Source organism: Pedococcus sp. 2YAF34, from assembly GCF_052114585.1.
Classification (GTDB): domain Bacteria; phylum Actinomycetota; class Actinomycetes; order Actinomycetales; family Dermatophilaceae; genus Pedococcus.
In genome coordinates, this window is record NZ_JBFRFA010000012.1 from 13,578 (window position 1) to 39,401 (window position 25,824).

General features: G+C 71.0%; 22 protein-coding genes, 1 tRNA gene and 1 riboswitch. Of the genes, 13 read left to right on the forward strand and 10 right to left on the reverse strand.

Annotated features, from left to right (window positions below; translation table 11 throughout):
- Nucleotides 1–40 precede the first annotated feature (40 nt).
- On the forward strand, nt 41–601 hold the full coding sequence (locus tag AB4Z02_RS08570; RefSeq protein WP_441970362.1) for a hypothetical protein: 561 nt from the start codon (nt 41–43) through the stop codon (nt 599–601).
- A 114-nt stretch (nt 602–715) separates the two neighbouring features.
- Here the strand turns inward: AB4Z02_RS08570 and AB4Z02_RS08575 are convergent, their stop codons facing one another.
- The 3 genes from AB4Z02_RS08575 to AB4Z02_RS08585 all read right to left on the reverse strand — a co-directional run bounded on the left by AB4Z02_RS08575 (nt 716) and on the right by AB4Z02_RS08585 (nt 3,872).
- Entirely contained in the window at nt 716–1,369 is a 654-nt protein-coding gene (locus AB4Z02_RS08575; protein WP_441970363.1) for an RDD family protein, read from the reverse strand.
- Nucleotides 1,370–1,388: 19 nt separating this feature from the next.
- Entirely contained in the window at nt 1,389–2,639 is a 1,251-nt protein-coding gene (locus AB4Z02_RS08580; RefSeq protein WP_441970364.1) for a DUF4032 domain-containing protein, read from the reverse strand.
- A gap of 117 nt (nt 2,640–2,756) precedes the next feature.
- Nucleotides 2,757–3,872: an ABC transporter ATP-binding protein gene (locus AB4Z02_RS08585; RefSeq protein WP_056884881.1), complete on the reverse strand. Its 1,116-nt coding sequence runs from the start codon at nt 3,870–3,872 to the stop codon at nt 2,757–2,759.
- Nucleotides 3,873–4,175: 303 nt separating this feature from the next.
- Between AB4Z02_RS08585 and AB4Z02_RS08590 the strand changes: the two genes are divergently transcribed.
- On the forward strand, nt 4,176–5,189 hold the full coding sequence (locus AB4Z02_RS08590) for a LacI family DNA-binding transcriptional regulator (protein ID WP_441970365.1): 1,014 nt from the start codon (nt 4,176–4,178) through the stop codon (nt 5,187–5,189).
- Nucleotides 5,190–5,207: 18 nt separating this feature from the next.
- Here AB4Z02_RS08590 and otsB read toward each other — a convergent pair whose 3' ends face one another.
- Both otsB and AB4Z02_RS08600 read right to left on the reverse strand, forming a co-directional pair.
- A complete protein-coding gene (otsB, locus tag AB4Z02_RS08595; protein ID WP_441970366.1) occupies nt 5,208–5,984 on the reverse strand; it encodes a trehalose-phosphatase in 777 nt (258 codons plus the stop codon).
- Nucleotides 5,981–7,408, reverse strand: a complete 1,428-nt coding sequence (locus tag AB4Z02_RS08600; protein ID WP_441970367.1) for an alpha,alpha-trehalose-phosphate synthase (UDP-forming) — start codon at nt 7,406–7,408, stop codon at nt 5,981–5,983. The genes otsB and AB4Z02_RS08600 overlap by 4 nt, the downstream gene beginning before the upstream one ends.
- A gap of 146 nt (nt 7,409–7,554) precedes the next feature.
- Here AB4Z02_RS08600 and AB4Z02_RS08605 point away from each other — a divergent pair, with 146 nt between their 5' ends.
- From AB4Z02_RS08605 to AB4Z02_RS08625, 5 genes are all read left to right on the forward strand, one after another.
- Nucleotides 7,555–7,983: a CBS domain-containing protein gene (locus AB4Z02_RS08605; protein WP_056884902.1), complete on the forward strand. Its 429-nt coding sequence runs from the start codon at nt 7,555–7,557 to the stop codon at nt 7,981–7,983.
- Nucleotides 7,984–8,024: 41 nt separating this feature from the next.
- Nucleotides 8,025–9,773 (forward strand): serine/threonine-protein kinase, encoded by a 1,749-nt coding sequence (locus AB4Z02_RS08610; RefSeq protein WP_441970368.1) that lies wholly within the window; start codon nt 8,025–8,027, stop codon nt 9,771–9,773.
- Complete coding sequence (locus AB4Z02_RS08615; RefSeq protein WP_156400062.1) at nt 9,773–11,251, forward strand: threonine/serine ThrE exporter family protein; 1,479 nt, start codon at nt 9,773–9,775, stop codon at nt 11,249–11,251. Before AB4Z02_RS08610 ends, AB4Z02_RS08615 begins: the two co-directional genes overlap by 1 nt.
- Before the next feature lie 229 nt (nt 11,252–11,480).
- Nucleotides 11,481–11,633, forward strand: a riboswitch (cyclic di-AMP (ydaO/yuaA leader).
- A gap of 12 nt (nt 11,634–11,645) precedes the next feature.
- Nucleotides 11,646–12,386, forward strand: a complete 741-nt coding sequence (locus AB4Z02_RS08620) for a transglycosylase family protein (protein WP_056884875.1) — start codon at nt 11,646–11,648, stop codon at nt 12,384–12,386.
- A 359-nt stretch (nt 12,387–12,745) separates the two neighbouring features.
- Nucleotides 12,746–12,818, forward strand: a tRNA-Thr gene (locus AB4Z02_RS08625).
- Nucleotides 12,819–13,158: 340 nt separating this feature from the next.
- Here AB4Z02_RS08625 and AB4Z02_RS08630 read toward each other — a convergent pair.
- Both AB4Z02_RS08630 and AB4Z02_RS08635 read right to left on the reverse strand, forming a co-directional pair.
- Nucleotides 13,159–13,359: a hypothetical protein gene (locus tag AB4Z02_RS08630; RefSeq protein WP_441970429.1), complete on the reverse strand. Its 201-nt coding sequence runs from the start codon at nt 13,357–13,359 to the stop codon at nt 13,159–13,161.
- Nucleotides 13,281–13,640 carry a MerR family transcriptional regulator gene (locus AB4Z02_RS08635; protein WP_441970369.1) on the reverse strand — a complete coding sequence of 120 codons (360 nt, stop codon included), beginning with the start codon at nt 13,638–13,640 and terminating at the stop codon, nt 13,281–13,283. Before AB4Z02_RS08635 ends, AB4Z02_RS08630 begins: the two co-directional genes overlap by 79 nt.
- A 146-nt stretch (nt 13,641–13,786) precedes the next feature.
- Here AB4Z02_RS08635 and AB4Z02_RS08640 point away from each other — a divergent pair, with 146 nt between their 5' ends.
- Nucleotides 13,787–14,023, forward strand: coding sequence for an Hsp20/alpha crystallin family protein (locus tag AB4Z02_RS08640; RefSeq protein ID WP_441970370.1), 237 nt, complete (start codon nt 13,787–13,789; stop codon nt 14,021–14,023).
- An 898-nt stretch (nt 14,024–14,921) separates the two neighbouring features.
- Here the strand turns inward: AB4Z02_RS08640 and AB4Z02_RS08645 are convergent.
- Entirely contained in the window at nt 14,922–15,836 is a 915-nt protein-coding gene (locus tag AB4Z02_RS08645; protein ID WP_441970371.1) for a GAF domain-containing protein, read from the reverse strand.
- A 1,095-nt stretch (nt 15,837–16,931) separates the two neighbouring features.
- Here AB4Z02_RS08645 and AB4Z02_RS08650 point away from each other — a divergent pair.
- Nucleotides 16,932–17,486 (forward strand): hypothetical protein, encoded by a 555-nt coding sequence (locus AB4Z02_RS08650; protein WP_441970372.1) that lies wholly within the window; start codon nt 16,932–16,934, stop codon nt 17,484–17,486.
- An 8-nt stretch (nt 17,487–17,494) separates the two neighbouring features.
- Here AB4Z02_RS08650 and AB4Z02_RS08655 read toward each other — a convergent pair whose 3' ends face one another.
- The gene (locus AB4Z02_RS08655; protein WP_441970373.1) at nt 17,495–18,601 is read right to left on the reverse strand and encodes a hypothetical protein; all 1,107 of its coding nucleotides are present in this window, start codon (nt 18,599–18,601) and stop codon (nt 17,495–17,497) included.
- Between the two features lie 522 nt (nt 18,602–19,123).
- On the opposite strand from AB4Z02_RS08655, the gene AB4Z02_RS08660 reads away from it, so the two are divergent.
- The 4 genes from AB4Z02_RS08660 to AB4Z02_RS08675 all read left to right on the forward strand — a co-directional run bounded on the left by AB4Z02_RS08660 (nt 19,124) and on the right by AB4Z02_RS08675 (nt 24,470).
- Entirely contained in the window at nt 19,124–19,783 is a 660-nt protein-coding gene (locus AB4Z02_RS08660; RefSeq protein ID WP_441970374.1) for a LamG-like jellyroll fold domain-containing protein, read from the forward strand.
- 548 nt (nt 19,784–20,331) lie between these two features.
- On the forward strand, nt 20,332–21,660 hold the full coding sequence (locus tag AB4Z02_RS08665; RefSeq protein ID WP_441970375.1) for a cation:proton antiporter: 1,329 nt from the start codon (nt 20,332–20,334) through the stop codon (nt 21,658–21,660).
- A 27-nt stretch (nt 21,661–21,687) separates the two neighbouring features.
- Nucleotides 21,688–23,265, forward strand: a complete 1,578-nt coding sequence (locus AB4Z02_RS08670; RefSeq protein WP_441970376.1) for a CYTH and CHAD domain-containing protein — start codon at nt 21,688–21,690, stop codon at nt 23,263–23,265.
- 26 nt (nt 23,266–23,291) lie between these two features.
- Nucleotides 23,292–24,470 carry a winged helix DNA-binding domain-containing protein gene (locus AB4Z02_RS08675; RefSeq protein WP_441970423.1) on the forward strand — a complete coding sequence of 393 codons (1,179 nt, stop codon included), beginning with the start codon at nt 23,292–23,294 and terminating at the stop codon, nt 24,468–24,470.
- 275 nt (nt 24,471–24,745) lie between these two features.
- Here the strand turns inward: AB4Z02_RS08675 and AB4Z02_RS08680 are convergent, their stop codons facing one another.
- Entirely contained in the window at nt 24,746–25,744 is a 999-nt protein-coding gene (locus tag AB4Z02_RS08680) for a metallophosphoesterase family protein (RefSeq protein WP_441970377.1), read from the reverse strand.
- Nucleotides 25,745–25,824 lie beyond the last annotated feature (80 nt).

Here is a 25,824-nt window from a genome sequence, read left to right on the forward strand (position 1 = left end):
ATTGGGGGGAGCGGCGCCCACCACGCTGGAAGGGAACAGCATGTCTGACTACGGAACCCCGCCTCCGCCCCCACCCGGGCCCGAGAGCAGCTACGGGCAGATGCCCCAGATGAGCCAGGGCGGGTCGGCGCAGGCCGCGGCCGTCCGCCCGCCGGCGATGGACCAGGCAGTCATGCTGATGAAGGTCGGCGCCGGCCTCAGCCTCCTCGGCCTGCTGCTGGCGCTCCTGAGCCGCGGCACCATCCGTGACGCGGTCGAGAAGGCCTCGCAGAGCAGCGCCACCCCGATGAGCCAGTCGCAGATCGACGCGGCGGTCACCGCCGGCGTCGCCTTCGGCATCGTCGCCGGCCTCATCGGCGTCGCGCTGTGGCTGTGGATGGCCTCGGCCAACGGCAAGGGCAAGTCCTGGGCCCGCATCGTCGCGACGGTGTTCTTCGCCATCAGCGTGCTGAGCTTCCTCGCCAGCCTGATCCAGGCCCAGCCCCTGCTGACCCGGCTGCTCGCCGTCGTGCAGGTGCTGCTCGGGGCCTACATCATCTTCCTGATCTACAAGAAGGAGTCGTCGGAGTTCTACCGCGCCGCGTCCGCGCCGCGGGCCTGACGCAGGAGAGACCGACAGCACGGGCTGCACGACTGCACCGACACCGAGAGGGCGGTGACCACCGAAGGGTGGTCACCGCCCTCTCGCGTGGGCAGCGGGTCTCCCGTGTGGCGGTCAGCCCCTGGGGACCTCGACCACGACGGTGGAGAGCACCTTGTCGGCGAACGTCTGGCGCTTCTCGTCCCACAGGGGCCAGAGGTAGCCGATGTAGAAGAAGCCGTCGAGGACGTGCGCGAGGTCGCGGACGAAGGCCATGCCCGCGCCGATCGGCTGGCCCGTGCGCTCGTCGACCAGCTTGAGCCCCAGCACCTTCTTGCCGATGCTCTGCCCGGTGCGGCCCTGCTTGAAGCTGCGGTTCCAGATCTGGATGCCGAGCATGGCCGCGAAGCCCAGCAGGGCCAGCAGCCCCCCGGCCACCATGAGGCCGACACTGCCCTCGTCGGTCGTGGCCGTGGTCATGGCACCGGTCGCCGCGTCGTAGCGCGAGGTGCTGTCGGGGGCGCCGACGATGAACAGCACGAGGCCGATGACGTAGGGCACCATCCCGATGAGCTGCACCAGCGTGTCGATGAGCATCGCCCCGACGCGCGAGCCCCAGCCGGCGAGCGGTCCCCAGGGCCCCTGACCGGGGACGTGGGGGTATGCGGCGGCACCGCCGTACTGGGGCGCCTGCCACGCCTGGTCGGGCGCCTGCCAGGCCTGACCGGCGGCCGGCTGCCCCGGGGGCGAGGCGGCCGGCGGTGGCGGTGGGTAGGACTGGTCGGTCATGGGTTCCCCTCGTGCTGGTTCAGTGGTCGTCGAACATGGCGACGACCGGCATCTCGACGGTGTCGACGCCGACGACCGTAGCCTCATCCGGCTTCGAGGGGAGGACGGTTGCCACGTAGTCGCGGATCGCGTCCTCGATGGGGATGTCGTGGCCGGCCCGCTCGGACATGTACCAGCGGTGCTCGAGCACCTCGTGGAAGAGCTCGGCCGGGGCCAGCTTGCCGGCGAGGTCGCGGGGGACCGTGCGCGTGATCGGCTCGTAGATCCGCGCGAGCCAGTCGTGGGCGACGATCTCCTCGTCGTCGTTCTGGCGGTCGGTGCCGGCGCGGTAGGAGTCGAGGTCGTTGAGCAGGCGACGGGCCTGGTTCTCCTCGACGTCGAGCCCGGTGAGGCGCAGCAGGCGCCGGGAGTGGTGACCGGCGTCGACGACCTTGGGCTGGATCGCGATGTGGGTGCCGTCGAAGTCGGTGGAGATGGCCAGCTCGTCGACGTCGAACCCGAGCTCGTTGAGCCGGCGGATGCGCTCGTCGACGCGCCACCGGTCGCCCTTCTCGAACCGCTCGAGGCCGGTGAGCTCGTTCCAGAGCTCGGTGTAGCGGGTGACGATGCGGTTGGAGGTGTCGATGGCGTCCGTGCCGGCCTCCAGGAACCCACCCGCCTCGAGGTCCATGAGCTCGCCGGCGATGTTGACCCGGGCGATGTCGAGGTCGTGCTCGCGCTGCCCGTCGGTCAGCGTCTGGTGCAGCTCACCGGTCTCCGCGTCGACGAGGTAGGCGGCGAACGCCCCGGCGTCGCGGCGGAACAGCGTGTTGGACAGGGAGACGTCGCCCCACCAGAAACCGGTGAGGTGCAGGCGCACCAGCAGGACCGCGAGCGCGTCGATGAGGCGGGTCGAGGTGCCCACGCGCAGCGACTGGCTGAACAGGGCGCGGTAGGGGAGCGAGAACTGCAGGTGCCGGGTGATCAGGCAGGCGTCGAGCGGGTTGCCGTCGGCGTCGACGCGGCCGCTGACGACGCCGAAGGGCTCGACGCAGGGCACCTCGATCCGGTTGAGCACCCGCAGCATCTGGTACTCGCGGGCCGCGATGTCCGCCTTGATCTCCTTGACGGCCAGGACGCGGCCGGACAGCTTGACGAACCGGACCACGTGCCGCGAGATGCCTCGGGGGAGCGCGGCCAGGTGCTCCTCGGGCCAGGTCTCCAGCGGGAGCTCCCACGGCAGGTCGAGCAGGGCCGGGTCGGGCCGGGATGCGGTGATGTTCAGGGCCACGGTTCCATGCTCCCAGACGAGTCGTCGCGGGCCGGGCTGCGTCCGCCGCGGGCCGGAAACGGCGCGTGGCCGGCCCCCGGGCTGGGGGCCGGCCACGCGGCGTACACGGCGGTGCGGTCAGTCGCCGAGGCGCTGCCCGGAGCCCGCGTCGAACAGGTGGACGTGGCCGGACTTGGGGGCGAGGTAGACGGTCTCGCCCTTGGCCGGGGGACGGCGGCCGTCGACGCGCGCGATGAACGGGCGCTCGGGGACCTCCGCGCCGGACTCGTCGAAGTCGGCGTGCTGCTTGGCGTTGGTGGAGCCGTAGATGTAGGCGTCCGCGCCGAGCTCCTCGACGACGTCGACCGTCACCGGGATGCCCTGGCCCTCGCTGGTCAGCTCGAGGTCCTCCGGCCGCACGCCGAGGGTGACCTGCTTGCCGCTGGAGGAGTCCAGGCGAGCACGCTCGACCGGGATCTTCGACCCGCCGACCTGGACGCCGCCGTCGGTGACGTCGACGTCGAGCAGGTTCATGGCAGGGGAGCCGATGAAGCCGGCGACGAAGACGTTGTTGGGGTGGTCGTACATGTGGCGCGGGGTGTCGCACTGCATGAGCAGGCCGTCCTTGAGGACCGCGACACGGTCACCCATCGTCATGGCCTCGACCTGGTCGTGGGTGACGTAGACCGTGGTGACCCCGAGGCGACGCTGGAGCGAGGCGATCTGGGTGCGGGTCTGGACGCGGAGCTTGGCGTCGAGGTTGGACAGCGGCTCGTCCATGAGGAAGACCTGGGGCGAGCGGACGATCGCGCGGCCCATGGCGACGCGCTGGCGCTGGCCACCGGACAGCGCCTTCGGCTTGCGCTCGAGGTACTGCTCGAGGTCGAGGATCTTGGCAGCCTCCTCCACGCGCTTGCGGATCTCGCCCTTGTCCACCCCGGCGATCTTGAGCGCGAAGCCCATGTTGTCGGCGACGGTCATGTGCGGGTAGAGCGCGTAGTTCTGGAAGACCATGGCGACGTCGCGGTCCTTGGGGGACAGGTTGGTCACGTCACGGTCGCCGATCCAGATCTTGCCGGCGTTGACCTCCTCCAGACCTGCGAGCATGCGCAGGGAGGTGGACTTGCCACAGCCGGACGGCCCGACGAGGACGAGGAACTCGCCATCCTCGATGTCGATGTTAAGCCTGTCGACAGAGGGCTTGTCGTTGCCGGGGTAGAGGCGGGTGGCCTCGTCGAACTTCACAGTTGCCATGGGCGTCTTTGCCTTTCCTTCACCGGCAGGAACGTGCCGGACGATCCGTTGTAAAGGTGGAGCACCCGGGACGTCGGTGTCCGCGGGTGAGGTCAGTCTGGCCGAGCGAGGCCCGTTGCGCCACCACCCGCCCACGGGATGGCCACGGCTCGATCGCCGGCCGGCCCACGAGCTGACCCACGACGTGGCGATGAGCCGCACCCCGCGGCAGGTGAAACTTCTTGCATGGTGGTGCTCGGGCGCGCTGCAAGTTCTTGCTAGATTGCGCGCAGCCCGCATCACAACACCAGGGGAGGGCGCGTCGTGAAGGCGAGACTGGCCGACATCGCGGCCCACGCGGACGTCAGCGAGGCCACCGTGAGCCGGGTGCTCAACGGCAAGCCGGGCGTGGCCGACTCGACCCGCGAGGCGGTGCTCACCTCCCTCGACGTGCTGGGCTACGACCGCCCCTCGCGGCTGCGGCGCAAGAGCGCCGACCTCGTCGGCCTCATCGTCCCCGAGCTGACCAACCCGATCTTCCCGGCGTTCGCCCAGATCATCGAGACCGCGCTCGCCCGGCACCAGTTCACGCCGGTGCTCTGCACCCAGACGCCGGGCGGGGTGCACGAGGACGAGTACGTCCAGATGCTCCTCGACCGCGGCGTGGCTGGGATCATCTACGTCTCCGGCCAGCACGCCGACGTGACCACCGACCCCGAGCGCTACACCAACCTGCGCGAGCGCGGCGTGCCGATCGTGCTCGTCAACGGCTACCACGAGGGCATCGACGCCCCCTTCATCTCCAACGACGACGTCGCCTCGATGGACCTCGCGCTCACCCACCTGGTGCAGCTCGGCCACACCCGGATCGGCCTGGCCATCGGCCCGGACCGCTACGTCCCCGTCATCCGCAAGATCGCCGGCTTCCGCGCGTCGATGCGCAACCTGCTCGGCCGTGACGACGTCGACGACCTCATCGAGCGGACGATGTTCTCCGTCGAGGGCGGCGACACCGCCGGGGCGCGGCTGCTCGAGAAGGGGTGCACGGCCGTCGTGTGCGGCTCGGACCTCATGGCGCTCGGTGCCATTCGCGCCGTACGCCGCGCCGGGCTGCGGGTGCCAGAGGACTTCTCCGTCGTGGGCTACGACGACTCGCCGCTCATCGCGTTCACCGACCCGCCGCTCACGACCGTGCGCCAGAGCGTCCAGGCCATGTCCGAGGCCGCGGTGCATGCCCTGCTCGACGAGATCGCCGGTGAGGCCGCGCCGCGGGCCGAGTACGTCTTCCGACCCGAGCTCGTCGTCCGCGCCTCGACCGGCGCGTCCCCGAAGCGCTAGCCCGTCGTCGCGGCGGCGCTACCCGGTGGCGGCGGCGCGCAGCTCGGCCACCAGGGCGAGCACCTCGGCGGCGTCCTGCGGTCCGTCCACGCGGAACCGCGCGGCGGTGTCGCCCGCCCCCACCTTGACGGTGAGGTCGTCCGCGCCCAGGCACTCGAAGGCGTGCTCGTCGGTGACGTCGTCACCCAGGTAGGCCACGCCCTGCGCCCCGACGGCGTCGCGCAGCACCTCCAGCGCGCTTCCCTTGTCGGCCTCGACCACGCTCATCTCCACGACCTGCTTGCCGTGCAGCACCGACAGGTGCGTATGGCGCGCGGCGACCTGCAGGGCCGCCTCCTCGGCGGCCTGCGCGTCGTCCTCGGCCATGCGCCGGGTGTGCACGACGACCGCGGCGGGCTTGGACTCGAGGTAGACGCCCTCGGGCAGCGAGGCGCACAGCTCCTCCAGCTCGGACCTGAGCCGGGCCAGGTGCTCCCGCTGGGCGTCGGTCAGCTCGGGCGCCTGCTGGTCGGCGGCACTGGACTCGCCACCGTGGCTGCCGATCCGCGTGACGTCGCTGTCGGCGAGGCCGGTCAGCTCGGTGAGGGTGGCGAGGTCGCGGCCGGACACCACAGCGGCATACGTGTCGGGCATGGCCGCGAGCCGGCGCAGGTCCTCCACGGTCCCCGGCAGGGGCCGGGACGTCGACGGGTCGAGGACCAGCGGGGCCATCACCCCGTCGAAGTCGGTCGCCACCAGGACACGGTCGTGGGCCACGAGGGCCTCGACGGCTGCTCGCAGGTCGTCCGCGATCACACCCCACCCCGCTCGGGGGCCTTGGCGAGGTTCTCGAGGAAGCGGGCCGCCCAGTGCTGGACGTCGTGGTCGGCGACCCGGCGGCGCATGGCGCGCATGAGGCGAGCCTTCTCCTTCGGCGGGGTCTCGATGGCGCGCATGATCGTCTGCTTGAGGCCCTCGATGTCATGGGGGTTGCAGACGAACGCCTGGTGCAGCTCGTGGTACGCGCCGGTGAACTCGGACAGCACGAGCGCGCCGCCGTTGTCGTGGCGGCAGGTGACGTACTCCTTGGCCACGAGGTTCATCCCGTCGCGAAGCGGCGTCACGAGCAGGACGTCGGCGGCGAGGTAGAGCGCCGCCATCTCGTTGCGCGGGTAGGAGTGGTGGAGGTACTGCACGGCCGGCGCGCCGATCGTGCTGAACTCGCCGTTGAGACGTCCCACCTCGCCCTCGATCTCGGCGCGCAGGTCGCGGTAGGCGTCGACGCGCTCGCGGCTCGGCGTGGCGACCTGGACGAACATCTGCTTCGGCGGGGCCACCCGGCCCTCCTCGAGGAGCTCGCCGTACGCCTTGATCCGGTGCCCGATTCCCTTGGTGTAGTCGAGGCGGTCGACGCCGAGGATGAGGGTCTCGGGGTCGCCCAGCGAGGCGCGGATCTCCTTGGCCCGGGCGTGGGTCCCGGGCTGCTTGGCCAGCTCCTCCAGGCCCTTGAAGTCGATGGAGATCGGTACGGCACTCGCGCGGATGCGGCGAGCACCCTCGGAGCGTGACTCCGAGACGGTGTCGCCCTTGGTGGGCAGGCTCAGCAGCTGGCGGCAGGCGCGGATGAAGTTCTGGGCGTCGGCGACGCGCTGGAACCCGAGGAAGTCGGCCCCGAGCAGTCCCTCGAGGATGGCACGGCGCCACGGCAGCTGGGCGAAGAGCTCGACCGGGGGGAACGGGATGTGGTTGAACCAGCCGATCCGCACGTCCGGGCGCATCTCGCGGACCATCGCCGGCACGAGCTGCAGCTGGTAGTCGTGGACCCAGACCGTGGCGCCCTTGGCCGCGACCTCGCACACGGCCTCGGCGAACCTGCGGTTGACCACCTCGTAGGCCGCGAACCAGTAGCGGTGGAACGTCGCCGAGACAATGACGTCGTGGTAGATCGGCCACAGGGTGTCGTTGCTGAAGCCCTCGTAGTAGTGCGCGACCTCGTCCTCGGAGAGGGCGACCGGGTTGAGGAACATGTCGTCCTGCTCGAACGGTTCGGGTGCCTCGCCGGCCTCGCCCGCCCACCCCACCCAGGCGCCCTCCCGGCCTCGCATCACCGACTCCATGGCGGTCACGAGGCCGCCCGGGCTGGTGCGCCACGAGACCTCTCCGTCGGCGTCGACGACACGGTCGACGGGCAGGCGGTTGGCGGCGATCACGAGGTCGAACTTCTGCTTGGTGCGGGGCACTGGCTCATCCACTCCGGGGTCGGGTCTGCGGTCCCCAACCCTATGCCGAGCCCGTCCTGCCGACACCCCCGCCGAGGGTGAGGAACGTGCTCGGTGGCGCGATACCTCCTCTAGCGGTGACCCCCTCGGCGGTCTACGGTCTGAGCATGAGGATCTCCGATGTGGTGCGTCGCAAGGGTGACCAGGTCGTGACCGTCCGCCCGGACGAGTCGGTCGAGAGGCTGCTGGAGCTCCTCCACGAGCACCGCATCGGCGCCCTCGTCGTGAGCGGGGACGGCCACCGCATCGACGGCATCGTCAGCGAGCGCGACATCGTGCGCCACCTGCACAGCGACGGCGCGGCGGTGCTCATCGGGCCGATCTCGGCGATCATGACCGCCGACGTCACGACCTGCGACCCCGACGTCGCCATCGAGGAGCTGGCCCGCACGATGACCGACCAGCGCATCCGCCACGTGCCCGTCGTCGTCGATGGCACGCTGCACGGCATCGTCAGCATCGGTGACATCGTCAAGCACCGGATCGACGAGCTGCAAGCAGAACGTGACCAGCTCGTGGGCTACATCCAGCAGTAGCCTGACCCGTTCCACACAGGCCCCTCCCTTACCGTAGGGGCATGCGGACGGAGGCCCTGGAGGACAGCGACGGCAGCCCCGGCCTGCCCGAGGGCCCTCGCGTCGGTCCCTACCGGCTCATCCAGCAGCTCGGCGAGGGCGGTATGGGGGTCGTGCACCTCGCGCTGGCGCCCAACGGCCGCGCCGTCGCGCTCAAGCTCCTGCGCCCGCACGTCGCCCACGACAAGGACGCCCGCACCCGCCTCGCCCGCGAGGTCGACGTGCTCGGCCGGATCCGGGACCCACGGGTGGCGGCGGTCATCGATGCCGACCTCGACGGGGAGCGGCCCTACCTCGTGACGCGCTACGTGCCCGGCCCCCCGCTCGACGAGGTGGTCAAGGAGCACGGGCCCATCCGCGGTGCCGACCTGCTGTCGCTCGGCCGGGGGCTGGCCGAGGCGCTCGATGCCATCCACTCCGCCGACGTCATCCACCGCGACCTCAAGCCCGGCAACGTGCTCATGCTCGACGGTGACCCGGTGCTCATCGACTTCGGCATCGCCCACGTCGCCGACGACGTGCGCATCACCATGACCGGACTGGTCATGGGGACGCCCGGCTACCTCTCGCCCGAGGTCGTCGAAGGGGCGGCGGTCACCGAGGCGACCGACTGGTGGGGCTGGGCGGCGACCCTGACCTTCGCGGCCAGCGGCGCGCCTCCCTTCGGCCGGGGGCCCATGGACGTCGTGCTCAACCGCGTCAGCCGCGGCGAGCCCGACCTCACCGGCGTCGACCCCGCCCTGGCGCCGCTGTTGCAGGCTGCCCTGTCACCGCGGCCCGAGCTGCGTCCCGACGCCGACGAGGTGGTCGAGGCGCTCGAGCGCTACGCCACCGGCCAGCCGGTGACGCAGGCGCTGCGTACCGATGCCCGCCACACCCAGGTGCTGCAGCAGCCGGCCACCGCGCACTGGGCAGCGCCGCCGGCAGCCGCGACGGCTCCGCCGGCGCGCGAGCCGGCGCCGTTGGCCCGGGGGCCCGTGGCCCTGCCGGCCGACCGCGACGACTGGGCCGCGCCGTACGCCGACGACGGTCTCGACCGGGGCCTGGGGGACCGGGGCGAGGGCGGCGACCTCGTGCCGTTCGACCTCGACGACGAGGAGGTCTCGGACTGGCAGGCCGCCTGGGAGGGTGAGCCGGGGGAGCCCGACCCGCGGATCGGCCGGGCGCAGCGCACCGGCAGCCTGCTGGCGCTGCTGGCGCTCTTCGTGGCCGCGGCGACCAGCTTCCCGGTCGTGGCAGCCGCCGTGGCGCTGGTCTGGTCCTGGGTCGCGCGCACCGCCGACCGCTCGGTCACCTCGCTCGTGCTCCGCCGCCACCAGAAGGGCCGGCGCCGGTCGGACGTGCCGTTCGCGGTGGCTGCCAGCCCGTGGCACCTCGTCGTGGGTGCGTTCGCGACGGTCGTCAGCGCCATCCTGCCGGTCGTCGTCGGCGTGTGTGCGGTGTTCAGCGCCGCGCTCGCGATGGTGGCGGTCACCGGCGGCTCGCCGGAGCCCAACGCCCGCGGGCCCGTCGCCGCCGGTGCCGTCGTCGCCGGCCTCATGGCGTGGTGGGGGCCCGGCGGTTCCGGCCTGCGCCGCGGCTCGCGCAGCGTGGTGCGCGGTGTCAGCCCTGGCCGCGGAGGGCGCGTCTTCGTGCTCCTGCTCCTGGCCGCTGCGGTCGGCCTCGCGGCCTGGAGCCTCGCCCGGGGCGGGGCTCCGGACTGGTGGCCCTCCCAGAACCCGTCTGCGGTGCTGCCGGGCACGGGTTCCTGATGGTGCAGCAGACCCCGCCGCTGCCTCCCCGGCGGCCGGCGCTGCGGCACAGCCGCATCTGGCGTGGTGAGGACATCACCGACACGCTGCCCATGGTCGACGCGCTGCGGCACACGCCGTACCGCGACGCCCGCGTCCGGCAGGCCGCGGCGGAGGAGCGCGACGCGCGCGCCTCCCTGGACCTCGCGCTGCGGGTGGGCGAGCTGATGCTGCGCTGCGGGGCCGGCGCGCCCCAGGTGGAGTCCTCGGTGATCGCGGTCGCCGCGGCGGCGGGGCTCGACCACCTCGAGGTCGACATCACCCTGCAGTCGCTGCTCGTGCAGTGCACGACCGCGTCCGGCCAGCCGATCACCATGCTGCGGGTCGTGCGGTCGGCGACGCGTGACTTCGCCCGCCTGACCGCCGTGCACGAGTTCGTCGAGAACCTCGTCGCCGGCAGCTACGACCTCGAGGCGGCTGCGGCCCGGCTGCGCGAGATCCGCCGGGCGCCCCGCTTCTGGCCCAGCTGGGCGGTGCGCGGGTCGCTCGGCGTCCTCGCGGCAGCCGTCGCCGTCATGCTCGGTGCCGGTCCGGTCGCCGGCCTCGTCGCCGGGCTCTCGTCGCTCCTCGTGGGGTACGCCGCCCGCACGCTGGGGCGGCACGGCCTGCCGGACTTCTACCAGTCGGCCATCGGTGGCCTGTTCGCCACCGTCATGGCGTGGGGCGCCTTCAGCCTCGGCGCGAACGGCTGGCTGCCGGTGTCGTCGGACGAGTTCGCCTTCATCGTGGCCGGTGGCATCACGGTGCTCCTGCCCGGGCGCACCGTGGCCTCGGCCTTCGAGGACGCCATCTCGGGCTACTCGGTCACCGGGGCGGGGCGGATGTTCGGCGTCTTCCTCACCACCGCCGGGATCATCCTCGGCGTCGCCACCGGGCTGTCGATGACCTTGGCGCTCACCTCGGCGTTCGACCTCCAGCTGGTCTCGCCCTCCGTCATGTCCACCCGTGCGCTCAGTGCGCCCGTCGGGCTGGCGGTGGGCGGCGCGTTCGTCGTCGGGCTCTCGGGAGCGGTGTCGCTGCGCAGCCGCCGAAGGCTGGTCGTCCCGGCCGGGCTGCTGTCAGCCACCGGCGTGGCCGTCTCGCTCGGTGTCGACCGGCTGGAGGCCCTGGGACAGCTCGCGGCTGCCGGGGTCGCGGCGACGGTGCTCGGCTGCGTCGGGCGGCTGGTCGCCCTGCGCATGGGCGCCCCGGCGATGGTCCTGGTCGTGCCCGCGTCCTACGGCCTGCTCCCGGGACTCGCCATCTTCCGCGGCCTCTACGAGATGGTGAACGGCTCGTCGTCCGACTCGGGTTCGCTGTCGCTGCAGGGCGGCATCACGACCCTGCTGGGAGCCATGGCGGTCCTGCTCGCCATCGCCGCCGGCAGCGTGCTGGGCGAGTTCATGGCTGCGCCGTTCGACCGGCGGATGGTGCAGAAGCGCCGGGTACGGCGTCGCTGACGCCTCTCGGGGGGCTCGTCAGGCAAGCGCCTGCTCCACGTCGTGCAGGGGTCGGAACGCGGCGTGGCGCGGGGCACACCTGCCACGGCTCGGTCGTTTGGCCCCATTTCCGCCGACTCGCTTGTCGTCCGGGAGCCGCCCCCTTACGGTTGACCTGCGCATTCGCGCCCCGACAACTCCACACGGCATACCCACCACCATGCACACCCGCAGCGCCGAGCCTCGTCAGGCGGGTGATTCGCCGGAAGATCTCCGGGCACGACGAGGACGGGGGACCCAACTCGACCGCTCCGGCGGCCTTGGGGTGAAGCCGGTACCACCGGCCGGGCACCTGACAGCCCGAACCCGACAGCTCACCTCGCAGGCGCCGGTCAGGAGAGGAACTCCCCCCGCAATGTTCTATGCCCCGAAGCACTCTGCTCGGAAAGCCAAGCCCGTCCGCCGCCGCCTCGCCGGCGTCGCCGTGGCCGGTGCGGCCGCCGTCGCCGGAGGTATGGCGACCACGTCCTCCGCCTCCGCGTCGACCTCCACCGTGTGGGACCGGGTCGCCTCCTGCGAGAGCGGTGGCAACTGGTCGATCAACACCGGCAACGGCTACTACGGCGGCCTGCAGTTCTCCGACAGCACCTGGGACGCCTTCGGCGGTGAGCGCTACGCCTCCACCGCCAACCGTGCCACCAAGGCGCAGCAGATCACCGTCGCCCAGAAGGTGCTCGCCTCGCAGGGCCCGGGCGCATGGCCGACCTGTGGTGCGCGGGCTGGCCTGACCAAGGCCAACGGCGGTGCCGTCAACGCCGGTTCGACCGCGACGCGCGCCTCCCGCTCGTCCGTCCGCTCGGCGCCGGCGCGCTCCGCCGCCCACTCCGTCTCTGCCGGCAAGCTGGTCGTCGACGGCGTGCGCGGCCCCAAGACGAATGCCGCCATCGAGCGCTGGGTCGGCGGGTCCGTCAACGGCACCCTGTCGCGCACGGACGTCAAGGCGCTGCAGCGCAAGGTCGGCTCGGCTCCCGACGGGGTCATCGGCCCGCGCACGGTCCGCGCCCTGCAGTCCAAGATCGGCGCCACGCGCAACGGGTCGCACTCCCTCGACCGCGCGACCGTCCGCAGCCTCCAGTCCTACCTCAACCGCCACTGACCCTCGGTGGTCGCCGCCCCACCGGGCGGGTGACCTCCCGTTCGGACCGAAGCGGCCCGGCCCCCTCGCGGTGCCGGGCCGCTTCGTCGTGTCGGTACCGGGTCGGGTTACGGGTACGCGCCGCGGCTCACTTCGGTGCCCGCCCCAACTTTCGGCCCAGTGGCCGCAAGTTGGGGAGCAGAGTGCGTCGGGGGTCCCGGCTTTCGGGCGAAGGGCCGAAAGTTGGGCGGTGGAGTGTGTCGCGGCTCGGGTTTGGGGCGAGTGGCCGAAAGCTGAACGGCTGCACACGGCCCGGCACCTCGCGGTGCCGGGCCGCTTCGTCGTGTCGGTACCATCGTGGCCGTCTGCGATGCAGGCGTGCCGGCGTGGCGCAATTGGCAGCGCACCTGTCTTGTAAACAGGGGGTTAGGGGTTCAAGTCCCCTCGTCGGCTCTCTGACCTGTATGACTTCGCCTGATGCTTGACAGTCGCTTCGGCTGATCCTTGGCACTCCCTCATGAGGGAGACGAGCGTGGCGGAGCAGCGGTACAAGGCGGTGTTGGCGGTCATTGCTGATGGCCGCACGGTGGTGGAGGTCGCGGTCCTGGAGCTGCGGCGGATGCAAGCGAGGGGCGCCGGATGTGTAGCCACCCTGCGCGGCCGCCCGCCGGCGCCTCTCGCGCAACCGTTCGAACCGGAGGCCTCAACCATCGTGCGTATGGCGCTCGGTGACGATCACGTGCCTTCGATAAGACGCCGATGGGGACGGCTGTCGGACGCACCTGTAGTGGGCTCATGATGGCTCTGGGGCGTAGTCCTCGTCGGGGTCGCTGACCACCTCTTGGCTCTGCTCGAGCATGTCCCCGTCGTCGGCGGCCCGCGCGGGTGAGCTGGGCGTCCATTCCCGGTCGGTGGCTACTGTGGAGCTGGCGGGCTGTTCCTGCTCGAGCCAGTCGGCTTCCGGGATCGGTTGGTCGTGGTCGTAGGGGGCCATGGCGGAACCTCCCTTTCCTCGCGCAGGCTCGCGTTTTCTCCCTCGAGGTCGAGGACCATGCTGATCCCGGCCAGGTTCAGACCAGCCTGGAGCAGGTCGCCGATCCGCCGTAGGCGGTCGAGGTCGTTGGCGCTGTAGCGGCGTGTCCCCCCGTTCGTGCGCTCGGGCTCGAGCAGGCCCCGGGCCTCGTACAGGCGCAGGTTCTGTACGCCCATACCGACCAGGTCGGCAGCCACCGAGATGCCGTACACGCCCTGGTCGTCAGGTGGTAGTCCTGCCACGGAGTTGCCCTTCGTCAAAGATCCTCATTCGAGCCCTTGCGCCAGTATGCCTGTGGTGATAAAAGAAATCTATAGCGGCTACCACAGAAACTAAGTGGGTTCGGTGCTGCTGACGCCACCGGGAGAACACGACGGAGGTGACGACGATGCTGGTGCGCATCGACCCTTTCCGTGAGTTGGACCGTATGACCCACCAGGCATTCGGTCCCGTCGGCACCTGGGCCCGACCTTCGGTGATGCCCATGCACGCGTGGCTCGAGGGCGGCACGTTCCACGTAGAACTCGACCTACCCGGTGTCAGTCAGAACACAATCGACCTGGACGTGGAGCGCGGGATCGACATCAGCAGCAGGCACGAGGGCCAGCAGGCCACCAACGCCTGACCCCGGCGGTGAGGGTGATGCACGCGATTTACAACGAGCCGAATGGCGCCTTGAGCGGCGTCGACCAGGAGTTCTTCGACCTGGTCTACGCCGACGAGGCGCTGCTGCGAAGCGAGTTCGACGCGATCGTGGCCGAGGCGTGGCCCGCCTGTCCTCCGCCAGTGGGGCGCAGGGCGACCCTCGGGGCGGTCCCAAGGTATCCCCGCCGGCCACCAGTCCTACCCGTCGGTGCGGCCGTCCGATACCGCCCGGCACGCCCCGGTGTCGGTGCTCGGCACCGGCAACGCTCACCGCCCGACCGTGACCGCCAGGCCCGCGGAGCGCCTCGCAAGACCTAGCACCTGCACCGTTCGACCATTGGCTCGATCAACGGGCAAATCCCCAGGCAGCCCGGACGGCCCTGACCTCCATAGCCCCTCGCCTGGGCCGCGTTCCTACCCCTTGCGCCCGACGCACCTCGCGTGGACGCCCGCGCCTCACGGCGTCTTGGTCGCGACCCGGGCGAGGCCGCGCGCCGCTCAGGACCCGCGAGCTGGTCTCACACCCAGTCCGTCAGGACACGGCGAGGGGCTGCTGCGGCATCCCCGGCGATGCGACAGCACCGCCGGGGCCGCGCTGCTGGACCCAGACGGTGTGCCGTCAAGGTCCTACCCGTTGCGAGAGCAGGCAACCCCACGATGAGACTTCGGCTCAACGCCCTATCGCCGGGGACGAAATGGTGGGACCCTCGGCGTGGGGCGTCGCCCGCGTGCAGAGACGTATGCGACGTGACCGCCGCTCCCTTCTCTTCCAGGGGTATGCCTGAGGAGGGTGTGGCGGTCAGCGTAGGCGTGCTGGGCCGAGGGGTGGATGGCATCCGCGGCGTCCTGGCTTCGAAAGTAGACGGCGGGACAGCGGATCAGGCAGCGTGCGGGTTCTCCGGCTCGAGTACGAACCACACGGTCATCCCGCCTGCGTCCAGCTCGGAGCCCCATCGGGTCGACGACGCGTCCACGACCTGCAGTCCGCGACCATGCACAGCGAGCGGGTCGCCCGCGACGCTGCCGGGGTCGACGACGACAGTCGAGCCACCGTCGCGGACAGACGTGGTGAGCACGCCCTGGTCAAGGACCAGGCGGAGGTCGCACCCTGCCTCGGTGTGGAGCAGCGCATTGGTGACCAGCTCGCTCAAGCACAAGATCGCGTCACCAGCCATGACGTCGTCGACACCCCATGCTGCGAGGGTGATGAGCGCGAAGTGCCGGGCAATGCCGACCTCTCGGAGGTCTGCAGCAACCGCCAGGTCGGCTGCCTTGGCGCCGGGTGGCACGGGCTCCGCCGCCAGGGACCTGCTGACGTGCATGGTGGCACGCTGGATGTGGCGAAGCTGTAGTCCCAGTCGTGCCCCTAGGGCCGCCAGCTCGGTCACCTGCGGCTGGTCGAAGCGCTGCGGAGTCTCGAAGAACAGTACGTACGCGCCCAGGACGTGACCGGCCGCGACAACTGGCACAAAGGCGAGAGCCTTGGTCCTAGGGAGCTGGCGGTTGATAAACGCCTCATAACGGGCGGCGAGGTTCTCCAACGAGCCCAGGACCGCCTCGCCAGTGCGAACGGCGTGTACCAGGGGCACGTCCTCGTTCGCGTCGATCTCACACCACTGCGCGTCCCGCTCGAGATCGCGATCGCTGGCGGTGAACAGAAGCCGCCGTCCACCACCTTCGGCCAGTGCGAGCCCAGCGCGATGAACGGCTGGCACGTCAGCAAGCTCCGTGAGCGCGGCCTGCGTCCACGTCTCCCCTTCGGGGACGGGTCTGCTTGCGACGGTGTACGTCACCCATGAAGGCTAGTCGCCCCGGGCACGGATAGGTGGTTTCCGAGTGCGCCGTCAGGGCCATTCCCGCGCCGAGTAGGTTTCGCAGATGAACCGCCGGCCGGCTCGGTGAGCGCCAACAGCATCGCGACGAGCCCTTCCGCACGGCGCGGTCGTTCCTCAAACCGGTTTGACGGATGCGTCACGCGGCACGGCGACCCGGCGTAGTGTCGATGCCACAGCGTCGTCCAGCGGCGCGGCCCGGGAACAGACTCGAGGTACCGCGATGGAGATCGACCCAGCCGTTCCCGCGTCCCGGCCACCACGGTCTCTGACCGAGCTCGCTCACGACGTCCGAGCGGCGGCTACAGAGGTCCGAACCAAGCGCGCCCCACCGGTGAGCGAACGGGACCTCCTTTCCGCTCGAAGAGCGCTTCTGAGAGCGATGGAAGTGTACGCCGATGAGCTCACAGCGCGACGACTACCGATCCCTCGCGTGCTGCACGACGACTTGCGCCTGCAGCAGGAAATCCAACGACACCCCAACGCCTGGGACTGGACCCGTTGAAGGAATGGGCCTCTGCGGAGAAGGCGGCGACCACGACGGCCGGCAGGGAGGTCCTTTGCGTGCAAGCCTGTGGCTGCACACCACGTCCCGCGTTTGGCAGGACGACAGGGAGGGCCCAACTGGACGCGAGCCCAGCACGGCGCCCCTCTGGTAACGAGCGAGAACGCGCACTGGTGATCGCACGACCCCGTAGGCGGGAAGAGCCACCTCTTGGCAACGCCCTGAGTCGCCGAGACAGAGACCCACGACCTACTTCGGGGACCGGCCAGGTTCCGCTCACCTGCATGAGAGGAACTTTCGAAGGGACGACCTCCGGAGTGAGCTGTGCCAGGTGACTCGGCATCTTCGACCGGTCCCGGCCTGAGGCGACGGTGTGTCCCCGCACCTCCCTCGTGCGCGCGCCCGACGGCTCCCGTGCACACCCGCGTTCCTTCGCGGGACCTTCGGCTCTGACCGAGTCCTCCGGGAGCAAGCGACCGTGACGAGAGGTGGTAGGCCGCTTTCGCTACCTGGGAGGACGACATGACACGTATCGCGCGTGCGGGGGTCCGGTGGCCCTGACCGCCATCTGCGCCCTGGCCGCGGCAGGACCGTCTGCCACCCTCCCCTCCGCCGCCGGCCACGAGAGTGCGCCATGGCACGGCGCCACCCTGGCGCAGTTCGGCCCGCCGACCACGCACCCACCGGGCCCCGACGGTCCCGGCTCCTTCAACGCCACCCTGCCCAACGGCCGGCGTGTGACGCCGGCGGGCACGAGCGTGCGGGTCGGGCAGAACCCGCTCAACTCCGCCCTGACGGAGGACAGCCGCTTCCTGCTCACCAGCAACGACATGGAACGCAACGCGCCGCCGAAGACCGGTTCAGCGGTCGACCCCCTGGACACCCAGAGCGGCGCGGACGCGGCCCTGAGCCAGTACACCGTCTCCGTCACGGACACGAGCACCACCTACGACACGCAGACCGAGGGGATCGGGACCCTGACCACCCTGTTCTTCCGGTCGCTCGACCTGGCGAAGCACCGGGCCGGCATGGGCGGCGCTGCGGACTACGAGGCACAGCAGAACCGGCTGTTCGCCCAGGCCCGGGAGGCCGTCGAGGAGGGCTGACGGGCTGGTCAGCCGTGCAGGGCTTCCGGCCTGATCACCAGCTCACCGAAGTCGCGTCGAGCCTGCTCGACCAGGCCAGGGTCGGGGAAGCGCCCCTGCCCCCAGGCGCTCTCGTCCGGAGGCTGGTACCAGGCCTCCAGGTCGTGCGCCTGCACCAGCCACCGGTCCGGGGCCACCTCCTGCACCGTCCAGGCGCCGAGGTCAGCAGCCCGATCGAGCTGGCCGGAGCCGAGGACCTGGATCCCTGCGACGTCCAGCACGTGGGTGGACCAGAGGTCACGGCGCAGGATCCACTGCGGGCCGTGCGGCAGGCTGCTCCACGATGGGAAGAGCGGGTTGGCGAGCCAGACCGCAGCGCTGTCGAGGAAGGCGCTGAGTGCCGTGACGATGGCTGCCAACGACTCCGCGGTCCGGGCCCCTGCCTCGTCCGGGGTCACGCTGGTGAACGTCGCCTGTCCCCAGTGCCCGATGTTGGCGGCCCGGTAGAGATCCGGCGGCTGCGAGAGGGCGTGGGCGACCAGCCACTGGTCGGCGTGGCGCAGGTTGGCGTGCAGCACGGCCATGCCGCCGGCGGCGTCGAGGGGGATCGTGGGGCCGGCGCCCCGCACCTCCATGTCCCCACCCACCTGGTCCAACCACCGCAACGTACTCGTGAGCACCTCAGCCGTCGCTGCGGGTGCGACTCCCCACCGGAACTCTGGGACGCCGTACGGGTTCACCGGCAGGTCCGCCAATGGGGTCGCCATGGTGAGTCCTGCGAAAACCGTTGGGGCGACTGGCCTCCCGGGCAGGAAGGAGTCGACGTCGAGCAACGGTGGAGCGCACAGGGTCGCGGTGACGCCGGCGGTGTCCAGCGTGGCTCTGATGGTTTCGACGACGTCCTTCCACCTCGACTCGCCCGGCACGATGACCCACAGGCCGCCCGTCGCCGGGTGGACAGCGGGCTCGCCACCCCAGCGAGCGTCCACGGCTGTGGCCAGCGCGGCGGTGACCGACTGGACGTCGGTCACGTTGGGGTCCTTGAGCGCCACGCGGACCTGGACGGAGGCCGGACCCGTCCGCCGCAGCGCCGTCGTCCGAGCCCTGATCTGCGCAGCCTCCACCGTTACCCCCACGGGACCATGGTGGTGTCGGGGACCAGCGCCGGCAACCAGCTCGGAACAGGGAGTCATCCGACGAGGTGCGCGAAGGCCACGATGTCGTCGACGTAGTGCCCGGTCGTCCGTTGTGATGCTGACCGGCAACGCACGGACGGTCTGGGGCGTCGACGTCCTGCGGGCGGATCGCGGCTCGAGCAGGCAGCGGCCGCGTGCGCCGGTGAGCAGATGCTGAGCTCGGCGTGCGACCGGGGCTCTGGTCGAGGGCGTCATGGAGCCGCACCAAGGTCAGGGCGGAAGAGGCCGGACGGCTCCCGGGGCCGCAGCTGCTGGACACCTCGACTCACCCATTGGGCGGAAGTGAACGGCGACAGCTGGGTGCACTCTGTAAGGACGCTGTGGGCGAAGCCCATGGGTCTGGTCTCGCCAGGACGCCGCGCGCACCGGACCTGGGGTCGGCAGGTCACAACGTGCAGTGAGGACAAAGGGAAGGTCGTCTCGATGAGGACGTATCGAGGACTGAGGCGCAACAAGGTCGGCATGACGGGGCGGGGCGTCGCTGTGGTGGTGGCCGCCATCGCGACGATCGCGGGCACCGGAGCAGCCGCGGCATCGGCCGCGACGACCTACGTCTGCCCCCTGACCATCGGTGCCGTCTGTGACGGGCCCCTGTCGGGCAGCGTGCACGGGGACGTGGTGACCGGCGACGGGTATGGCTTCAACCTCAGTGGCAACGGCGCTGCAGGCTACGTCCAGGTCGACAACTCGGGAACCATCCCGATGGGGAAGTTCCCCATCAGCTTCTCTGTCGAGGTCAAGGGAGTTGGCGTCCCGTCCTCGTCGGTCGGTGACTACGACGTGGTCCGTGGGACGCCAGCGGGCAACTGGAAGATCGAGGTCGTTGCCAAGAACAACCGCACGACGGCCCGGGCCGCCTGCTTCTTCAAAGGGGTCAGCGGCAAAGCGACCGCGGCCGGCGGCCCTGACCTCAACACCCGGCAAGGCCAGTGGACCACCATCACCTGCACCAACACCGGGTCGGCGGTCGAACTCCGCGTTGACGGGGTTCTCGTCAAACGAGTCGCCGTGACGACGGGGACCATCCCGAATCCGGGGCCGATGCTTCTCGGCGCCAAGAACACAGTTGGCGGCGACCAGTTCAGCGGCTACGCAAGGAACATACGGATCGATATCCCCTAGTCCTGGAGCCAGCCACGCTGGTCGACTCGGAGTGGCGACACGGTGTGACCAACGTGGACCTGAACGAGTTGCGATCGGCTGGCGGATCGAGTCCGACGACCGAGCTCGCGTCGGTCGTACTTCCCCTCGCAGAACTGGGTTCGCTCGGACTGCCAGCTGGGGGACTTGGTCCTGTCGCCGACGCGATTCGGGCGCGGACCAGCATTCCATCAGTAGACGCGGCACGCCACGCTCTGCTCTCCATGCCGGGAATGAGCCGGGACGAAGAGCCCGAGGACCTTGCCTCCTGGTTCGTCGATCGGCTTCACCGATCCCGCCTGAGGCCACTTGACGCACACGGGCACGAGCGCGCGGATCGCGTTCGGGACGATCGCCCGTCGCAGCCGCTCCGACGGACCGGGGCCTCGATGCGCGACCCCGGGACTTCCACCAAAGGGATGAGCCGTGGTTCAGCCGGCGTCTACGACGGGCTACGACGCGGGGACGGCCCGGGTGCGGCACCCGCCGGGTTCAATCCAAGGAGCACTCCGAATGCCCTAGGGGGAACCATGCCCGCCTCCGATCTGGCGCACGTCCTGGTCGCGCTGCTCGTCATCCTCGTGACGGCGCACGGCATCGGTGGCCTGTTCGCGCGGTTCCGGCAGCCCCGGGTGATCGGTGAGATCTGCGGCGGCCTGCTGCTCGGCCCGACGGTGCTCGGCGCGCTCGCACCCTCCGCGGAGAAGTGGCTGTTCCCGTCCGGCACGACCACGTCGACCGTGCTGGGCTGGAGCTACCAGCTCGGCCTGCTGCTGCTCATGTACTGCAGCGGCATCGAGGTGCGCTCGGTGATCAGCCGCCGGGAGGCACGGACCGTCTCGATGGTGCTCGCCTTCGGGACCGTGCTGCCCTTCCTGGCCGGTATGGCGGTGCTGCCCCTCATCGCCGAGCGCGACCTCTACGGCCCGGCCGGCAACCACACCTCGTTCCTGCTCGTGTTCGCCGTGGCCATGGCGGTGACCAGCATCCCGGTCATCTCCCGCATCATGTTCGACCTGGGCATCCTCGGCACCCCGTTCTCCCGCATCGTCATCGGCACCGCCGTGATCGAGGACGTGCTCCTCTACGTCGTCCTCGCCGTCGCCCTCGGCGCGGCTGCCCAGAGCTCCACCTCGGTGTTCGGGCTGCCGACGCTGTTGGGGTTCGAGCCGGGGTCGGCGGCCGACTTCGGCTACCACGCCGGGGCCACCGTTCTCGTGCTCGGACTCGGGCTGCTGCTGGGCCGGCCGCTCTACCAGAGGGCGGCGAACACCCCGGTCAACGTGATCCACCGCCACAGCCCCGCCGCGTTCCAGCTGATGTTCGTGCTCGCCTCGTGCCTGGCCTGCGTCTACCTGGGGATCCAGCCGTTCTTCGGTGCCTTCGTCGCCGGGATCGTCGTCGGGTCTGCGACCGCCGAGCCCAACCCGATCCACGAGGGCGCCACCGTGGCCATCAAGGACTTCGCCTTCGCGTTCTTCGTCCCCATCTACTTCGCGATCGTGGGTCTGCAGCTCGACCTCCTCCACGGCTTCAACCCGTTGTTCTTCGTCGGCTACCTGGTGCTGGCCTGCCTGGTGAAGGCCGTCAGCGTCTATGCCGGGGCGCGCGTCGGCGGGCAGCCGCACTTCGCCTCGGTCAACCTCGCCGTGGCGATGAACGCCCGCGGTGGCCCCGGCATCGTGCTGGCCTCGGTGGCGTTCGGCGCGGGCATCATCAACCAGTCCTTCTACTCCGTGCTGGTCCTGCTGGCCATCGTGACCTCGCTGCTCGCCGGGACCTGGCTCGAACGTGTTCCGCGGGACCGGCTGCTCGGCGCGCCTGCCGCACAGCCGACCGACGTGCTCCCCGCTCGTTAGCGGTGGCGATCCGCGCGAAGATGGACCATGGGCACGCAGGCCACTCGTCAGGACGAGGTCGAGCGCAAGTACGACGTCGGCCCGGACCTGGCGCTCCCAGTCCTGACGGTCGTCGACGAGGTCGCGTCGATGGGCCAGCAGGAGGTGCTCGACCTCCAGGCGGTCTACTACGACACGGCCGGACTCGACCTCCACCGGCACGGGATAAGCCTGCGCAGGCGCACGGGCGGCGTGGATGACGGCTGGCACCTCAAGCTGCCCCGCGAGGGGGATCGGCGGACCGAGGTCCACCTCCCGTTGGGCCGGGCCGTGCGTACGGTGCCGGCGAAGCTGCTCGAGCCGGTGCGGGCGATCGTGCGTGACCGTCCGCTGCTAGCGGTCGCGACGCTGACGACGCACCGCCTGCAGCAGACCGCCCTGGACGACGAGGGCCACGTGCTCGCGACGGTGTGCGACGACCGGGTCGAGGGGCAGAGCACCCTCGACCCCGACCGACGGTTGTACTGGCGCGAGGTGGAGCTCGAGCTCGGCGACGGGCAACCCGACGGGCTGCTGGCGCGCCTGGAGGCCCCGCTGCTCGAGGGCGGCGCGTCGCGCTCGCAGTCCACGAGCAAGGTGCGCCGGGTGCTCGGGGAGCCCGGCGACCTAGACGGCGACAAGGACTGCGACGGCGACGGCGTACGGGGTCGGCGCCAGGCCCGCCGCCCGCGTCGTGGGCGCAAGGCCAAGGCTGCCACCGTGTTCCTGACACAGGCCGAGCACCACGTCAGAGACCTCTACCGCCACGACCGTGGCGTCCGCGAAGGAGAGCGCGGCTCGGTCCACCAGCTGCGGATCGCTGCCCGCCGCCTCAGGTCGACGTTGGACACCTTCGGGCCCTTGATGGTGCCCGGCTCGACCGACCTGCTGCGCGCGGAGCTCCGGTGGGTGGGTCAGGCGCTGGCGGCCGCCCGGGACGCCGAGGTCCTGCGGCTGGGGATGGACCGCCTCGTAACCGACCAGCCTGCCGAGCTGGTCCTCGGCCCCGTCTCCTCGCGCATCGACCGGGACCTGGCGAAGGCGCGCGCCGCGGGTGTCGAGGCTGCCGGCGAGGCGATGTCCAGCGAGCGCTACTACCGACTGCTCGACCTGCTCGACGACGCGGTGCGTTCGCCCCGGTGGTCGGGTTCGGCCGGGCGACGCGCTGGTGAGGTGCTGCCCCGCCTGCTGGCCAAGGACGCGCGCGCCGTGCGCAGGGCCGCGTGCCGTGCCCGCGAGGTGCACGGACCCGACCGTGACCTGGCCCTGCACACGGTGCGCAAGAAGGCCAAACGCCTGCGGTATGCAGCCGAGAGTGCTCAGGTGGTGCTCGGCCCCGGGACCGCGAAGCTGGCAAAGCACGCGAAGCAGGTGCAGTCAGCCCTGGGCGACCACCACGACTCGGTGGTTGCGCGAGCAGCGTTGCGGCAGTGGGGGATCGAGGCGCACCTCGATGGTGAAAACGCGTTCACGTTCGGGCTCCTGCACGGGCTCGAGCAGGCGCGCGGCCAGGCCGCGGAGGAGTCCTTCGACGTGGCCTTGTCACGCCTGGGGAAGAAACGCGTGCGCCGAGAGCTCCGCCAGTAGACCGTCGCCAGGCTGCCGCCGTGTCCATGCACCCGTCACGGGCCGAGGTCGTCGCCTTCCGGATGGCGGCCCACCACCTCACCGAGCGCCGTCCCGTGGAGGCCCTGCTCGAGGTGGCGGGCGCCTGCGGGGTCCAGGACAGCCCGCCGGGTTCGGCGCTGACCGCCCTGGGCGCAAGGGTGCGTGACCTCACGCCCGCAACGCTCGACGACGCGCTCACCCGCGACAAGACGCTGCTGCGGACGTGGTCCCTGCGCGGTGCCCCCTACGTCGTGCCGACCGAGCTGGCGTCGGTGTTCACGACCGGCGTCCTGCCGCCGGACGAACAGGCCTTGCGCCACTTCCTTCCGGGAGCGGCGCCCTCGGTGGACCGTCTCGGCATGGGTCTCACCGAGGCGGCGCACCTCACGAGCGTCGAAGTGAGTGTGGTCCTGTCCGGGCGCCGGCTCGCCGTCGACGAGCTCGGAGTGGAGGTCGCGACGCGGGTGGCCCGCAGCCTGGCGCCGCGGCAGCGGGGGGTGTGGGAGTCGGAGGGACCGTATGCCGCGGGCCAGCCGCTCGGTGAGGGAATCGTCCACTTCTGCCTCCGTGTCCTCGCGCTGCGGCAGGTCGTGTGCTTCGGGCCGCGGGACGGCGCCAAGGCGCCGTTCGTGCTCCTCGACGAGTGGCTCGGTCACCCGGTCCCGCCGTTGGACCCGGTGGCGGCACGGGCGGAGCTGCTGCGCCACTACCTGCACTGCCACGGGCCCTCGACCCCCGCGCACATCGCAGCGTGGCTGGGGTTGCGTGTCGGGGCCGTCGGCCCGTGGTGGGCACCGGTGGAGGACGAGCTGACGCACACCCGGTACGGGGGTGGCTCGTGGATGCTCACGCGCGACGTCGAGGCGATGCGGTCGGCGGCGCCGCCGCGAGGGGTCCGGCTCCTGCCGCCGTCCGACCCGTACACGCAGACGCGCGACCGGGACGTGCTTGCGGACCCACGGCACCACCGAGAGGTCTGGAAGACCGTCGGCTCGCCCGGCGTCGTCCTCGTGGACGGTGCCGTCGCGGGCACGTGGCGTTCGCGCCGGACCGGTCGAACCGTGATCTTCACGGTCGACCTGTTCGAGTCGCTGTCGCCCGCGCTCCTCGGTGAGCTGAACGCGGAGACCAACCGGCTCGCGCTGCTGCGCGGCACCTCTGCCGCGGTGGTCCAGCTGCGCTGACGCGGTGCCCGGCCCCTGGCCCGGGCAGCCGCTCGGAGTGGCTAGTCCTCTGGTCACATCTCGTCAGGGCGGCTCATGGCCCGTGGCGCCGTGGGCCGCCCGTGACGGCTCGGGACGTGTCGTCGACGGCGATGGTTACCCACAAGCTGCGACCGCGGAGGTCGTTGTGCACAGGCCCACCTGTGGACGACACGGTGACTAGTCACCCCGGGGGCGCCGCGGTCGCCGCGCGACGCCGGACGCCGTCGGACCACCCGGACGGGCCAGGCGAGGTGTCAGTGGCAGGCCGTGGAGCCGGTGTCGGTGAAGACCGGGGAGGCGGGGTAGGCCTGCAGGTACTCCCAGTCGTAGCTCGCAGGGTGCAGGGTCAGCTGCAGCACCCCGAACGTCCGGTCGCTGCCGGCCTCGAAGTTGGGCAGTCGGGGTGACTTGAAGGTCGAGTGGCTCTTGCCGCCCATGCCGACGATGAACGCGCGGAGCCCTCGAGCGGTGTCGAGCTGGCTGCTCGGGTTCTGCTGGGCGTAGCGCGCGTACAGGTGGGAGTTGCCCGTCAGGACGACGTCGGCCCCGCCCGCGTACAGGGCGTCGATGAACGGCTTGAACTTGGCAACGGTGTTCCCGTTGGACCAGTAGGGACGGTGCATGACGGCCAGGATGCACGGCTTGCTGGTGGCGGCCAGGTCCTGCCTGAGCCACTGCAGCTGCGGGCTCGTGGACTTGCAGCCACCGATGCTCGCCTCGGTGCACGCGGTGTTGAGGGCCACGACGTGCCAGCTGGTCCCGATGTCGTAGCTGTACCAGCCAGGGCACGCCTTGGTGCACGAACCTTGCTGGGCGCGGCTGGAGAAGTAGGTGAAGTAGCCCTCGGCGCCGGGGGTGGAGCACCCGGAGCCGGAGTACTCGTCCTCGCCCACGATGGGGTAGGTCTTGTCCAGGTACTGGCCCCACGTCTTGTCGTAGCCACCCTGGTAGGAGGCGAGCCGCCCGCAGTTGTACTGGTTGTCACCCGCGGTGAGCACGTAGTCCGCCGGTCCGAGCAGCCCGGCAGTCAGGTCGTCACGGCACTTGGTCGTGCGCTTGCTCCCCGGCTCGCAGGCGATGTCGCCGGCGGCCATGACGACGGGGTCCCCCGTTGCGGCGGCCGCGGCGGTCTGCGTCACCGACGTCGAGGTCGTGGCCGCATCCGCTGTCGCAGGCAAACCGGCGCCCACGCCGACGGCGGTGCTCGTCGCGAGGCTCAGCGCCACCGCCACCACTACCCTGATCCGCGCCATCGCCCTCACCTTTCAGCCGCTTTGTGAGCACTGTGCCAATGCGCGGGCGTCTGCGCCTCGGCCGGGACGACGACCGGCCC

What these genes read in the sequence shown, in the direction of transcription:
- AB4Z02_RS08665 (WP_441970375.1), top strand. Translation starts at nt 20,332, where the DNA reads ATGCCCGCCTCCGATCTGGCGCACGTCCTGGTCGCGCTGCTCGTCATC.
- AB4Z02_RS08615 (WP_156400062.1), top strand. Translation starts at nt 9,773, where the DNA reads ATGGTGCAGCAGACCCCGCCGCTGCCTCCCCGGCGGCCGGCGCTGCGG.
- AB4Z02_RS08670 (WP_441970376.1), top strand. Translation starts at nt 21,688, where the DNA reads ATGGGCACGCAGGCCACTCGTCAGGACGAGGTCGAGCGCAAGTACGAC.
- AB4Z02_RS08630 (WP_441970429.1), bottom strand. Translation starts at nt 13,359, where the DNA reads ATGGCCCCCTACGACCACGACCAACCGATCCCGGAAGCCGACTGGCTC.
- AB4Z02_RS08640 (WP_441970370.1), top strand. Translation starts at nt 13,787, where the DNA reads ATGCTGGTGCGCATCGACCCTTTCCGTGAGTTGGACCGTATGACCCAC.
- AB4Z02_RS08585 (WP_056884881.1), bottom strand. Translation starts at nt 3,872, where the DNA reads ATGGCAACTGTGAAGTTCGACGAGGCCACCCGCCTCTACCCCGGCAAC.
- AB4Z02_RS08610 (WP_441970368.1), top strand. Translation starts at nt 8,025, where the DNA reads ATGCGGACGGAGGCCCTGGAGGACAGCGACGGCAGCCCCGGCCTGCCC.
- AB4Z02_RS08605 (WP_056884902.1), top strand. Translation starts at nt 7,555, where the DNA reads ATGAGGATCTCCGATGTGGTGCGTCGCAAGGGTGACCAGGTCGTGACC.
- AB4Z02_RS08620 (WP_056884875.1), top strand. Translation starts at nt 11,646, where the DNA reads ATGTTCTATGCCCCGAAGCACTCTGCTCGGAAAGCCAAGCCCGTCCGC.
- AB4Z02_RS08575 (WP_441970363.1), bottom strand. Translation starts at nt 1,369, where the DNA reads ATGACCGACCAGTCCTACCCACCGCCACCGCCGGCCGCCTCGCCCCCG.
- AB4Z02_RS08570 (WP_441970362.1), top strand. Translation starts at nt 41, where the DNA reads ATGTCTGACTACGGAACCCCGCCTCCGCCCCCACCCGGGCCCGAGAGC.
- AB4Z02_RS08660 (WP_441970374.1), top strand. Translation starts at nt 19,124, where the DNA reads ATGACGGGGCGGGGCGTCGCTGTGGTGGTGGCCGCCATCGCGACGATC.
- AB4Z02_RS08680 (WP_441970377.1), bottom strand. Translation starts at nt 25,744, where the DNA reads ATGGCGCGGATCAGGGTAGTGGTGGCGGTGGCGCTGAGCCTCGCGACG.
- AB4Z02_RS08675 (WP_441970423.1), top strand. Translation starts at nt 23,292, where the DNA reads ATGCACCCGTCACGGGCCGAGGTCGTCGCCTTCCGGATGGCGGCCCAC.